A 12778-nucleotide genomic window follows, 5' to 3' on the forward strand; every position below is an offset into this window, starting at 1 on the left:
CCACAGTTTGAATATATTCACGCTTCACAATGTGGGAGGGGGCTTGCCCCCGATAGCGGTCTTGAATCTTACGAATATCTCAAGGCATGCGCCGGCTCAATCTTCGCCGCCCGATACGCCGGATAAATCGTCGCCAAAAAGCTCAACACAAACCCGGCCGTGCAGATCAGCAGCACATCCCCGTCTTGAAGCTCCGAAGGCAGATTGCTGACAAAATACACATCCGAACTGAAGATATGCTGCCCGGTAACCCGTTCCAGCCAGCCCACCAGCTCACTCACATTCAGCGCCGCAATCACACCCAGGATGCCGCCGATCAAGGTACCGACGACACCGATCACGGTGCCCTGCACCATGAAGATCGCCATGATCTGCCGCGGCGTTGCGCCGATGGTACGCAGGATCGCGATGTCCGCACCCTTGTCGTTTACCACCATAATCAGCGTGGCAATGATGTTGAACGCAGCCACGGCGACGATCATCAGCAACAGCAAGCCGATCATGGTCTTTTCCATTTTCATTGCGCTGAACAGGCTGCCCTGGGTGTGGGTCCAGTCATCCGGCTTGTAGCCGGCGCCCAGGCTGGCGGCGATGTCCTCCGAGACCTTGGGCGCCGCATACAGGTCTTTCACCGCCAGGCGCACGCTTTGCACCTGGTTCGGCTGCCAATGCTGGATCTCTGCGGCGTCGGCCATGTGGATCATGGCCATGGAGCCGTCCAGTTCGGCGCCGACCTTGAAGATCCCCACCACGTTCAAGCGCTGCATGCGCGGGGTGATGCCGCCCGGTGCGGTGCTGATTTCCGGCACGATCAGGGTCAACTTGTCGCCCACGTTCAGGCGGAAGCGCCGGGCGGTGATTTCGCCGACCACCACGCCGAACTCGCCAGGCTTCAGGTCATCCAGTTTGCCGCGCACGATATGCTGGGCCACGATCGACACCTTGCCTTCCTGTGCCGGGTCGATGCCGCTGATCTCGATCGGCTGCATGGCGCCCTTGTAGGAGAACATGCCGTCCATCTGCGTGAAGGGCACTGCCGCGGTCACTTCCGGGTTCTTCATCGCGGCGGCGGCCACGGGCTGCCAATCGTTGATCGGGTTCACGCCGACGATGGTCGCGTGGGGCACCATGCCAAGGATGCGCGAGCTCATTTCGCGCTGGAAGCCGTTCATCACCGACAGCACCACGATCATCGCCAGCACGCCCAGGGCGAGGCCGATCATCGAGGTCATCGAGATAAACGAGACAAAACGGTTGCGGCGCTTGGCGCGGGTATAGCGCGTGCCGATGAAAATCGATAACGGTCTGAACATTCGCGGGCACCGTTGAAAAAATGAAAAAGCCCAGCGCTTAAGGCGCCGGGCTTGAAACGGGTCAGATGGCGACCAGATGACCTTCCTGCAGGTGCAACACGCGGTCCATCTGCCGGGCCATGCTCATGTCATGGGTCACCACCAGGAACGCGGTGCGCATCTGGGTGCTCAGTTCCAGCATCAAGTCCTTGATTCCCTGGGCGGTGTGGGAGTCGAGGTTGCCGGTGGGCTCATCGAGCATCACCAGGCCTGGGTTGTTGACCAGGGCACGGGCAATCGCCACACGCTGACGCTCGCCGCCGGACAGCTCCGCCGGCTTGTGCTCCAGGCGATGGCCGAGGCCGACACGCTCCAGCAGGGCCTGGGCACGCTGGCGGGCTTGCGGGATCGCGGTCTTGCCGATCAACAGCGGCATGCACACGTTTTCCAGGGCGGTGAATTCCGGCAGCAAATGGTGGAACTGGTACACAAAGCCCAACGAACGGTTGCGCAGTTGCCCACGAGCCTTCTCACCGAGGGCCGACAGCTCTTCACCGGCCAGCCACACGCTGCCCTGGGACGGCGTATCAAGGCCGCCCAGCAGGTTCAGCAAGGTACTTTTGCCGGAACCGGAACTGCCGACGATCGCCACGCGTTCGCCAGGGTGCAGCTCAAGTTGCAGGTTGGACAACACCACCACCGATTCCGGGCCTTCCTCGTAGGATTTGCCCAGGTTGCGGCAGCTCAGGATTGCTTTTTCACTCATGCCCGATTCACTCATAACGTAAGGCCTGTGCTGGCTGGGTACGTGCCGCGCGCCAGGCTGGATACAGGGTGGCAAGGAAACTCAGGACCAACGCAGCGCCGCCCACCATCAACACGTCCTGGGCCTGAACCTGGGACGGCAAGTAGTCGATGAAGTAAACGTCGGCGTTGAGAAACTTGTGGCCGATCAGGGTTTCGAGGCCGGCGATGGCGGCACTCACGTTCAACGCAGCCAGAATGCCGACGGCCGTACCGATCAACGTGCCGACCACGCCGATCACGGTGCCCTGCACCATGAAGATCGCCATGATCTGCCCCGGCGTGGCGCCGAGGGTACGCAGGATGGCGATATCGCCCTTCTTGTCGTTCACCACCATCACCAGCGTGGAGATGATGTTGAAGGCCGCCACGGCGACGATCAGCAGCAACAGCAGGCCGATCATGGCTTTTTCCATGCGGATGGCCTGGTACAGGTTGCCGTGGGTACGGGTCCAGTCGCGGGCGTAGTACTGGTTTTCACCCAGGTGCTGGGCGATTTCCCAGGCGCCGCGCGGTGCGTCGAACAGGTCGTTGAACTTCAGGCGCAGGCCCTGCACCTGGTCCGGCTGCCAGCGATGCAGGCGCGCCAGGTCTGTGAGGTTGGTCAGGCCGAGGTAGCCGTCGATCTCGCCGGCGCCAACGTGGAAGGTGCCGACCACGGTAAAACGCTTCATGCGCGGGAACATGCCGGCCGGGGTCACGGTGACTTCCGGCGCGACGAAGGTCAGCTTGTCGCCGAGGCCCACGCCGAGCTTGGCCGCCGCCTTGTCGCCGATCACGATGCCGAAGCTGCCGGGCGCCAGGTCGTCGAGCTTGCCCTGCAACATGAACTTGTCGATGATCGAGACGTTGCGTTCCTGGGCCGGATCGATGGCATTAAGCAGGATCTTCTGCACCTTGCCGTCGTTAGTCAGCAACCCCTGCATCTGGGTGAAGGGCGCAACCGCCAGCACCTTGGGGTTCTGCTTGACCTTGGCCGCCAGGCTTTGCCAGTCGCTGATGGGCGCATCGCCCTCGATGGTCGCGTGGGGCACCATGCCCAGCACGCGGGTGCGCATCTCATGATCGAAGCCGTTCATCACCGACAGCACCACGATCATCACGACCACGCCCAAGGCGAGCCCGATCATCGAGGTGAGGGAAATGAACGACACAAAATGATTGCGGCGCTTTGCACGGGTATAACGCGTGCCGATAAATACGAAGAGAGGTCTGAACATGTCGGGGCTTGTTCGGAGGAAAAGAAGACGTCCCGGTGGCGGGGTGTGGTAAGCAGCTTTACACTCAGACCATTACCGTTACCTGGGGTTCGCCATGTCGACATTAGATGAAGAAGAGCGCCGCGAATACTACCGTATCGACGACATGATCGCACTCCAAATCAAAAGCCTGTCTGCCCCCGAAGCAGCGAGCAAGGAAGTGTTGCTGGATGATTCGCCACTCTTCAATCTGCTCAGCGAGCTGCACCTGAGTGAATTCGAGGCCCAGCACCTGCTACGCCAGCTCAGCGAGAAGGATCGCACCCTCGCGGCCTTCCTGCGTGTGCAGAACAAACGTGTCGACCTGCTCAGCCAGATCATGGCGCGCGGCTTGCTGGATGAGGTCGGCGCTCCGCAGCCGGTGATCATTTCCGAAGGTGGCATCGACTTCCAACACCCCACGCCCCTGCCGGCCGGCGCCCACCTGGCGGTCAAGCTGGTGCTGATGCCCCAGGCACTCGGCCTGCTGCTGCGCGCGCGGGTCACCCATTGCGATCCCAAAGGCACAGGCTTTGACGTCGGCACGGAATTCGAAGCCATGACCGACGCCCAGCGCCAACTGCTGGCGCGCTACATCTTGCAGAAACAGGCCCAGGAACGGCGCCTGGCGCGGGAACAAAGCGACGCCCAAGACACCTGAACTCTCGAATTCACCCCGCCGGACGACCTGGCGTAAAGGAGCAACTGTGACCCTGATCTACGGCCACCGCGGTGCCAAAGGCGAAGCACCGGAAAACACCCTGACCAGCTTCCAGGAGTGCCTCAAGCACGGTGTACGCCGCTGCGAACTGGATTTGCACCTGTCCATGGACGGCGAGCTGATGGTCATCCACGACCCGACCCTCAAGCGCACCGCCGACCGGCGCGGCAAAGTCGTCGAGTATTCGGCGGCAGACCTGGTGAAGATGGACGCGCGCAAAGGCGGCCCGGGCTGGGTCAAGCCCTGCCCGATCCCGCGCCTGGAAGAACTGTTCGAACAGTGCGACTTCGATCACTGGCAACTGGAAGTCAAAAGCGCTTCGCGCACCCGCGCCGCCACCACCGTGCTGGCGATCCGTGAGATGGCCGTACGTTTCGGTCTGATGGACAAGGTCACCGTGACCTCAAGCTCGCGGGAAGTGCTGAAAGCGGCGGTTGAACTCACCCCGGACCTGTCACGCGGCCTGGTCGCCGAATATGCCTGGCTCGACCCGTTGAAGGTCGCGCAGAACTATGGCTGTGAGTATCTGGCGTTGAACTGGACGTTGTGCACCCCCGAGCGCCTGGAAAAAGCCCAGCGCCAGGGCTTGCACGTGTCCGTGTGGACAGTCAACGAACCCGCGCTGATGCGCAGGCTCGCCGACTTCGGCGTAGATAGCCTGATTACAGACTTTCCCGGTTTGGCCACTGCCACTCTCGGGAATTACTGAAATCGGTCTCCCCGGCCGGCTCAGGCCACCGGCCGGAGCCGCTCAAAAAAGCCGGTTGAGGCCGTCGTAGGCCGCGACCCGATAGGCTTCCGCCATGGTCGGGTAGTTGAACGTGGTGTTCACAAAATACTTGAGGGTATTTTGCTCACCCGGCTGACTCATGATCGCCTGGCCGATGTGCACGATTTCCGAGGCTTGGTAGCCGAAGCAATGCACGCCGAGGACTTCCAGGGTTTCACGGTGGAACAGGATCTTCAGCATGCCTTGCGGCTCACCGGCGATCTGCGCACGCGCCATGCTCTTGAAGAACGCCTTGCCCACTTCGTAAGGCACCTTGGCCTTGGTCAGTTCGTGCTCGTTCTTGCCGATCGAGCTGATCTCCGGAATGGTGTAGATCCCGGTCGGCACGTCGTTCACGTAGCGCCAGCTGCCATTGTCGACGATGCTGCCAGCGGCCGAACGGCCCTGGTCGTGCGCGGCACTGGCCAGGCTCGGCCAGCCGATCACGTCACCGGCGCCGTAGATGTTGGTCACGCAGGTGCGGTAGTTCTCGTCCACCTCGATCTGGCCACGGCTGTTGACCTTGACCCCGATGTTTTCCATGCCCAGCTTGTCGGTGTTGCCGGTACGGCCGTTGCACCACAACAAGGCGTCGGCCTTGATCTTCTTGCCGGACTTGAGGTGCAGGATCACCCCGTTGTCCAGGCCTTCGACCCGCTCGTACTCTTCGTTGTGGCGCACGGTGATGTTGTTGTTGCTGAAGTGGTAGCTCAACGCCTGGGAAATTTCCGAGTCGAGGAAGCTCAGCAACTGGTCGCGGTTATCCACCAGCTCCACCAGCACACCCAGGCCGCTGAAGATCGAGGCGTATTCACAGCCGATCACACCGGCGCCGTAGATGATCAGTTTACGCGGGGTGTGGCCCAGGCTCAGGATGGTGTCGCTATCGTAGATACGCGGGTGGTGGAAATCGATGTCCGCCGGGCGATACGGGCGCGACCCGGTGGCGATGATGATGTGCTTGGCCACCAGCTTCTCGACCACGCCGTTGGCGCAGACCACCTCGACGGTTTGCTCGTCGGCGAAGCTGCCGGTGCCGAAGAACAGGTCGACGCGGTTACGGGCGTAGTAGCCGGTACGCGAAGCCACCTGCTTGGAGATGACTTTCTCGGCGCTTTTGAGCACGTCCGGGAACGAGAACCAGCGCGGCTCACCAATGGCCCGGAACATCGGGTTGGTATTGAACTGCATGATCTGGCGCACCGAGTGACGCAAGGCCTTGGACGGGATGGTGCCCAGGTGGGTGCAGTTACCGCCGACCTGGCGACGGCTATCGACCATCGCCACCTTGCGCCCTGCTTTCGCGGCGTTCATCGCCGCACCTTCTCCAGCCGGGCCGGAACCCAGTACCACCACGTCGTAGTTGTAGACAGCCATGCGTACTCCTCAGAACAGGCCAGGCGTACGGTTGGACGCCGGGCTAAATCATGCCGCGGCCAGCGGTCATGAAGGACAATTTGGCTCAAGTGTGTGAACCGGGGCACAGTCTATATAAGGCGCAACGCCGCGCACATTAACCCTTGGTCGCGTCGTAGGCCAGTCTTGCCTTTACTACACAGCGCAGATTATCCCTGAACCCTGCCGCTGCCGGAAAATGAATTAACCTGTAGCCACGGATCTTTTCGGGACGGGCCATTATGCGGCATCTAGTTTTCTGTTTAATGCTGATGTTGTCGATCACCGCACACGCCAATGAGGCGGATCGGCTCAAGCAAGCCGACTTCCCGGCACAGTCCCAGGCATTGGTGCTGAAAAATCAGGCGGTGCTCACTTACCTCTGGGCGGATGTGTACGCGGCCGCGCTGTATGCCCCGGCGGACCTGAGTGCGAAGCAGGCGTGGGACCAGCAAAAGACGCTGCGCCTTGTGTTGTATTACTTTCGCGATATCGACCGCAGCGATGTGATCAAGGCGGCCACGGCCACCCTGGAGCGCCAGCAAACCAGCGCAAGCCTGAAGCCAGAGATCGAAAAACTACACACCCGCTTTCGTGATATCCAAGCCGGAGATCGATATGCCCTGGATTTTCGTCCCGGCCGTGGCCTGAATTTGGAGATCAATGGCCAAGTGGTGTTCAGCAGCCGCAATGACGCGCTGGCAAGGGCCTACCTGGGTATCTGGTTGGCGCCCAAGGGGTTGTCCGACAGCCTGCGCAGCAAGCTTGTGGACTGAGGGCCCCATCGGGGGATCGGTATCTACACAATTCTGGGTATGGCGTTGGACCTGTGGCGAGGGAGCTTGCTCCCGCTGGCGGCCTGGCAGACGACCATGATGTTGGATCAGACTGGGTACATATCCGTTATTTAGGTCACGACTGGTATGGGTTCCGCCCTTACGGCGGGTCACTTTTGGAAAGAGCCCAAAAGTAACCAAAAGGCTCTTGCCCCAACACTCGGCACCTCGCTCACGCTCGGTGTGCCCGTAATCCGACAGGTATTTGGGGGGCCGCCTGAGATCAAAAGCAGGATCAAGATCAACAGCGGCTCGCTTCGCATCGTGGTTACCTTGGTTACCGTGGTTGCTACAGTGTTGTGCAGATAATTATGCCCATCGGGGGCAAGCCCCCTCCCACATTGAAATGCGATCAACTGTGGGAGGGGGCTTGCCCCCGATGAGGCCCTCCCAGCCTGCACAAAATCCCCAGCCATAAAAAAGCCCCGAACCAGTCGGGGCTTTTTCATTTATTGCTGATGCTTAGCGCGGGAACGCAGGCGGGTTGACCCCAGCCATGTCTTCCATCACGCGAACCACCTGGCAGCTGTAGCCGAACTCGTTGTCGTACCACACGTACAGGACAACGCGGTTGTCTTGGCTGATGGTCGCTTCCGCGTCCACCACACCGGCGTGGCGCGAGCCAACGAAGTCGGTGGAAACCACTTCCTGGGAATTGACGAAGTCGATTTGCTTGTGCAGATCGGAGTGCAGCGCCATGTAGCGCAGGTACTCGTTCATCTCTTCGCGGGTGGCGGCTTTCTCAAGGTTCAGGTTGAGGATGGCCATCGACACGTTCGGCGTCGGTACACGGATCGCGTTACCGGTCAGCTTGCCAGCCAGCTCAGGCAGGGCCTTGGCAGCAGCGGTGGCAGCACCGGTCTCGGTGATCACCATGTTCAACGCGGCGCTACGGCCACGACGATCGCCCTTGTGGAAGTTGTCGATCAGGTTCTGGTCGTTGGTGTACGAGTGAACGGTTTCGACGTGGCCGTTGACGATGCCGAACTTGTCATTCACTGCCTTCAGCACCGGCACGATGGCGTTGGTGGTGCAGGAAGCGGCGGACACGATTTTGTCGTCAGCAGTGATTTCAGCGTGGTTGATGCCGTGAACGATGTTCTTCAGCTTGCCTTTGCCAGGCGCGGTGAGGACAACGCGATCGACACCCGGGCAGGCCAAGTGCTGGCCCAGGCCTTCGGCGTCACGCCATACGCCGGTGTTATCCACCAGCAAGGCGTCCTTGATGCCGTACTGGGTGTAATCCACCTCGGACGGGTTCTTCGCGTAGATCACCTGGATCAGGTTACCGTTGGCGGTAATGGTGTTGTTTTCTTCGTCGATGACGATGGTGCCGTTGAACGGACCGTGTACCGAATCGCGGCGCAGCAGGCTGGCACGCTTGGTCAGGTCGTTCTCGGCGCCTTTGCGCACCACGATGGCACGCAGGCGAAGGCCGTCGCCGCCACCGGTTTTTTCGATCAGGATGCGCGCCAGCAGACGGCCGATACGACCGAAGCCGTACAGCACAACGTCGGTGCCTTTACGGGCCGCGGCGTTTTGCTGGCCAACCACATCGGCCATCTCTTCACGCACGAACTGCTCGGCGGTACGGCCGGCGCCTTCTTTGCGGAATTTGTAGGCCAGCTTGCCCAGGTCTACGGAGGCCGCGCCAAGCTTGAGCTCGCTCATGGCTTTGAGCAGGGGGAATGTTTCGTGGACGGAGAGTTCGCTGTCGTCGGCGGAACGGTGACGCGCAAAGCGGTGCGCTTTGAGAATCGCGATGACGGACTGGTTGATCAGGCTGCGGCCATAGATCGAGCTCACCACATTGTTATTGCGGTACAGCTGACCGATAAGCGGGATCATCGCTTCTGCGAGTGCTTCACGGTCGATCCATTCACCAAGACACTGGTCGGGCTTCTGAGTCACGGGAACCTTCCACATGTAGGGGCTGAAAAAAGGGGCTACATTATGCCGCCCGACCGTCCTCGGAGCAATGCGCGTCCTACAACAAAAAACCCTTGCCAAAAAATACCGCCGCGCTGCAGCCCAGTAAATACGCGGGTTCCAGAAGGCCACTCATTGGGGACGCAGACCAACTTGTCCGTAACCCTCCTAAACAATCGCGCATTTCGGCACTACATATTGAGTCAAAACACGCCATTGTTTGTCTTAGCCACTACATTTCCTACAAACCGTAATAGGCTCAGTCAGAAACTGACAGGCGGCACCTTGGGCCGTTACAATTACCGACTTTGTCGCAACGCTTGGAGCTCAACCTTCCGTGCCCGTTCTGCGTCTACCGCTTCTCCCTGCCGCGGCAGGTAAACAGCACTGGGGCAACCTGCCCGGTGCCGCCCTGAGCCTGGCTATCGCCGAGGCTGCCAGCGCAGCTAAGCGCTTTACCCTGCTGCTCACCGCCGACAGCCAAAGCGCCGAACGGTTGGAGCAGGAGCTGAGCTTCTTCGCCCCCGATTTGCCGGTGCTGCATTTCCCCGACTGGGAAACCCTGCCCTACGACCTGTTCTCGCCGCACCAGGACATCATTTCCCAGCGCATCGCCAGCCTGTACCGCCTGCCGGAACTGGCCCACGGCGTGCTGGTGGTGCCGATCACCACTGCGTTGCATCGCCTGGCGCCGACCAAGTTCCTGCTGGGCAGCAGCCTGGTCCTGGATATCGGCCAGAAGCTCGACGTCGAGCAGATGCGCACGCGCCTGGAAGCCAGCGGCTACCGCTGCGTCGACACTGTGTACGAACACGGTGAGTTCGCAGTGCGCGGGGCCCTGATCGACCTGTTCCCGATGGGCAGCAAACTGCCGTACCGCATCGACCTGTTCGATGACGAAATCGAGACCCTGCGCACCTTCGATCCAGAAAACCAGCGATCCATCGACAAAGTCGACTCGATCAAGCTGCTGCCTGCGCGGGAATTTCCATTACAGAAAGATGCGGTCACGCGCTTCAAGGCGCGCTTCCGTGAGCGCTTCGACGTCGACTTCCGTCGCTGTCCGATCTTCCAGGACTTGAGCAGTGGGATTACACCGGCCGGTATCGAGTACTACCTGCCGCTGTTCTTCGACGAAACCTCCACCCTGTTCGACTACCTGCCACAGGACACCCAAGTGTTCTCGCTGCCGGGTATCGAGCAAGCAGCGGAAAACTTCTGGAACGACGTGCGTAACCGTTACGAAGAACGCCGCGTCGATCCATCCCGTCCGTTATTACCGCCCGCCGAGCTGTTCCTGCCGGTGGAAGACTGCTTTGCCCGTCTTAAAAACTGGCCCCGCGTGGTCGCCAGCCAACAGGATGTGGACGCCGGCAGCGGCCGCGAGCGCTTCCCGGCGGGCACACTGCCGGACCTGGCAATCCAGGCCAAAGCCACGCAACCGCTGGAAGCGCTGTCCAACTTCCTCGGCGACTTCCCTGGCCGCGTGCTGTTTACCGCCGAGTCCGCCGGGCGCCGCGAAGTGCTGCTGGAGCTGCTCGAACGCCTGAAGCTGCGACCGAAAACCGTCGACAGCTGGCCGGACTTCGTCAAGAGCAAAGAACGCTTGGCGATCACCATCGCGCCACTGGATGAAGGCCTGCTGCTGGACGACCCGGCGCTGGCGCTGATCGCCGAGAGCCCGCTGTTCGGGCAGCGCGTGATGCAACGCCGTCGCCGCGAAAAACGCGCCGACGCCAACAACGACGCGGTGATCAAGAACCTCACCGAACTGCGCGAAGGCGCGCCGGTGGTGCATATCGACCACGGCGTCGGACGTTACCTGGGCCTGCAGACCCTGGAGATCGATAACCAGGCCGCCGAATTCCTCACCATGGAATACGCCGAGGGCGCCAAGCTCTACGTGCCGGTGGCCAGCCTGCACCTGATCGCCCGTTACACCGGCAGCGACGATGCCCTGGCACCGTTGCACCGCCTGGGCTCCGAGACTTGGCAGAAAGCCAAGCGCAAAGCCGCCGAACAGGTGCGCGACGTTGCCGCCGAATTGCTCGACATCTATGCACGCCGCGCCGCGCGCGAAGGTTATGCGTTCGCCGACCCGAAAGCCGACTACGCGACCTTCAGCGCCGGTTTCGCCTTCGAAGAAACTCCCGACCAGCAAACCACCATCGAAGCGGTGCGCGCCGACATGCTCGCGCCCAAGCCGATGGACCGCCTGGTATGCGGCGACGTCGGCTTCGGCAAGACCGAAGTGGCGATGCGTGCGGCTTTCATTGCAGTGCATGGCGGCAAGCAAGTGGCGATCCTGGTGCCCACCACCCTGCTCGCCCAGCAGCACTACAACAGCTTCCGCGACCGCTTTGCCGACTGGCCGGTGACCGTGGAAGTGATGAGCCGCTTCAAGTCGGCCAAGGAAGTAAATGCAGCCATCGCCGATTTGGCCGAAGGCAAGATCGACATCGTGATCGGCACGCACAAGCTGCTGTCGGACGATGTGAAGATCAAGAACCTGGGCCTGGTGATCATCGACGAAGAACACCGTTTTGGCGTGCGCCAGAAGGAACAACTCAAGGCCCTGCGCAGCGAGGTCGACATTCTGACCCTCACTGCCACGCCGATTCCGCGCACACTGAACATGGCGGTGTCGGGCATGCGCGACCTGTCGATCATCGCCACGCCACCGGCGCGTCGCTTGTCGGTGCGCACCTTCGTGATGGAGCAAAACAAAAGCACGGTGAAAGAAGCGCTGCTGCGAGAACTGCTGCGCGGCGGGCAGGTGTACTACCTGCACAACGACGTGAAGACCATCGAGAAGTGCGCCGCCGACCTCGCCGAACTGGTACCGGAAGCGCGCATTGCCATCGGCCACGGACAGATGCGCGAGCGCGATCTCGAACAGGTGATGAGCGACTTCTACCACAAGCGCTTCAACGTGCTGATCGCCTCGACCATCATCGAAACCGGCATCGACGTGCCGAGCGCCAACACCATCATCATCGAGCGCGCCGACAAGTTTGGCCTGGCGCAGCTGCACCAGTTGCGCGGCCGGGTCGGGCGCAGTCACCACCAGGCGTATGCGTATTTGCTCACGCCACCGCGCCAGCAGATCACTTCCGACGCGGAAAAGCGCCTGGAAGCCATCGCCAACACCCAGGACCTGGGCGCCGGTTTTGTGCTGGCCACCAACGACCTGGAAATCCGTGGTGCCGGCGAACTGCTGGGCGACGGCCAGAGCGGGCAGATCCAGGCGGTCGGTTTCACCCTGTATATGGAAATGCTTGAACGCGCGGTGAAAGCGATCCGCAAGGGCGAGCAACCGAATCTTGATCAACCGCTGGGCGGCGGTCCGGAAATCAACCTGCGCTTGCCGGCGCTGATCCCCGAAGACTACCTGCCGGACGTGCATGCGCGGCTGATCCTGTACAAACGCATCGCCTCGGCCACCGACGAAGAAGGCCTCAAGGACCTGCAAGTGGAGATGATCGACCGCTTCGGCCTGCTGCCCGAGCCAACCAAGAACCTGGTGCGCCTGACCCTGCTCAAATTGCAGGCCGAGCAACTGGGGATCAAGAAGGTCGATGCCGGGCCGCAGGGTGGGCGCATCGAGTTTGAAGCGCAGACGCCGGTGGACCCGTTGGTGCTGATTAAGCTGATCCAGGGCCAGCCCAACCGCTACAAGTTCGAAGGGGCTACGCTGTTCAAGTTCATGGTACCGATGGAACGTGCCGAAGAACGCTTTAATACATTGGAGGCGTTGTTCGAACGCCTCATCCCGAAATCTGCTTGAAGGACGC

9 protein-coding genes are annotated in these 12778 nt (G+C 61.1%); 4 read left to right on the forward strand and 5 right to left on the reverse strand.

Annotated elements, in window-relative coordinates; genetic code table 11:
* Nucleotides 1-68: 68 nt before the first annotated feature.
* The 3 genes from BM403_RS26740 to BM403_RS26750 all read right to left on the reverse strand — a co-directional run bounded on the left by BM403_RS26740 (nt 69) and on the right by BM403_RS26750 (nt 3316).
* Nucleotides 69-1313, reverse strand: a complete 1245-nt coding sequence (locus BM403_RS26740; protein WP_093545986.1) for a lipoprotein-releasing ABC transporter permease subunit — start codon at nt 1311-1313, stop codon at nt 69-71.
* A 61-nt stretch (nt 1314-1374) separates the two neighbouring features.
* Nucleotides 1375-2058 (reverse strand): lipoprotein-releasing ABC transporter ATP-binding protein LolD, encoded by a 684-nt coding sequence (gene lolD / locus BM403_RS26745; protein WP_012722861.1) that lies wholly within the window; start codon nt 2056-2058, stop codon nt 1375-1377.
* 7 nt (nt 2059-2065) lie between these two features.
* Nucleotides 2066-3316: a lipoprotein-releasing ABC transporter permease subunit gene (locus tag BM403_RS26750; protein WP_012722860.1), complete on the reverse strand. Its 1251-nt coding sequence runs from the start codon at nt 3314-3316 to the stop codon at nt 2066-2068.
* A 94-nt stretch (nt 3317-3410) separates the two neighbouring features.
* Here BM403_RS26750 and BM403_RS26755 point away from each other — a divergent pair, with 94 nt between their 5' ends.
* Nucleotides 3411-3995 (forward strand): PilZ domain-containing protein, encoded by a 585-nt coding sequence (locus BM403_RS26755; protein WP_012722859.1) that lies wholly within the window; start codon nt 3411-3413, stop codon nt 3993-3995.
* Nucleotides 3996-4041: 46 nt separating this feature from the next.
* On the forward strand, nt 4042-4764 hold the full coding sequence (locus BM403_RS26760; RefSeq protein WP_012722858.1) for a glycerophosphodiester phosphodiesterase: 723 nt from the start codon (nt 4042-4044) through the stop codon (nt 4762-4764).
* Nucleotides 4765-4806: 42 nt separating this feature from the next.
* Here BM403_RS26760 and sthA read toward each other — a convergent pair whose 3' ends face one another.
* Nucleotides 4807-6201, reverse strand: coding sequence for a Si-specific NAD(P)(+) transhydrogenase (gene sthA / locus BM403_RS26765; RefSeq protein ID WP_012722857.1), 1395 nt, complete (start codon nt 6199-6201; stop codon nt 4807-4809).
* Between the two features lie 260 nt (nt 6202-6461).
* On the opposite strand from sthA, the gene BM403_RS26770 reads away from it, so the two are divergent.
* A complete protein-coding gene (locus BM403_RS26770) occupies nt 6462-6995 on the forward strand; it encodes a chalcone isomerase family protein (RefSeq protein ID WP_012722856.1) in 534 nt (177 codons plus the stop codon).
* 522 nt (nt 6996-7517) lie between these two features.
* On the opposite strand, the gene BM403_RS26775 is transcribed toward BM403_RS26770, so the two are convergent.
* Nucleotides 7518-8981, reverse strand: a complete 1464-nt coding sequence (locus BM403_RS26775) for a glyceraldehyde-3-phosphate dehydrogenase (RefSeq protein WP_012722855.1) — start codon at nt 8979-8981, stop codon at nt 7518-7520.
* A gap of 340 nt (nt 8982-9321) precedes the next feature.
* Here BM403_RS26775 and mfd point away from each other — a divergent pair, with 340 nt between their 5' ends.
* Nucleotides 9322-12771: a transcription-repair coupling factor gene (gene mfd, locus BM403_RS26780; RefSeq protein ID WP_093545989.1), complete on the forward strand. Its 3450-nt coding sequence runs from the start codon at nt 9322-9324 to the stop codon at nt 12769-12771.
* Nucleotides 12772-12778: the final 7 nt, after the last annotated feature.

This window comes from Pseudomonas sp. OV546 (genome assembly GCF_900116845.1).
Classification (GTDB): domain Bacteria; phylum Pseudomonadota; class Gammaproteobacteria; order Pseudomonadales; family Pseudomonadaceae; genus Aquipseudomonas; species Aquipseudomonas petroselini.

Bases quoted from the DNA above. Each gene is read 5' to 3' on its own strand.
- BM403_RS26750 (WP_012722860.1), bottom strand. From the start codon at position 3,316: ATGTTCAGACCTCTCTTCGTATTTATCGGCACGCGTTATACCCGTGCA.
- BM403_RS26740 (WP_093545986.1), bottom strand. From the start codon at position 1,313: ATGTTCAGACCGTTATCGATTTTCATCGGCACGCGCTATACCCGCGCC.
- BM403_RS26775 (WP_012722855.1), bottom strand. From the start codon at position 8,981: ATGTGGAAGGTTCCCGTGACTCAGAAGCCCGACCAGTGTCTTGGTGAA.
- lolD (WP_012722861.1), bottom strand. From the start codon at position 2,058: ATGAGTGAAAAAGCAATCCTGAGCTGCCGCAACCTGGGCAAATCCTAC.
- BM403_RS26770 (WP_012722856.1), top strand. From the start codon at position 6,462: ATGCGGCATCTAGTTTTCTGTTTAATGCTGATGTTGTCGATCACCGCA.
- sthA (WP_012722857.1), bottom strand. From the start codon at position 6,201: ATGGCTGTCTACAACTACGACGTGGTGGTACTGGGTTCCGGCCCGGCT.
- BM403_RS26755 (WP_012722859.1), top strand. From the start codon at position 3,411: ATGTCGACATTAGATGAAGAAGAGCGCCGCGAATACTACCGTATCGAC.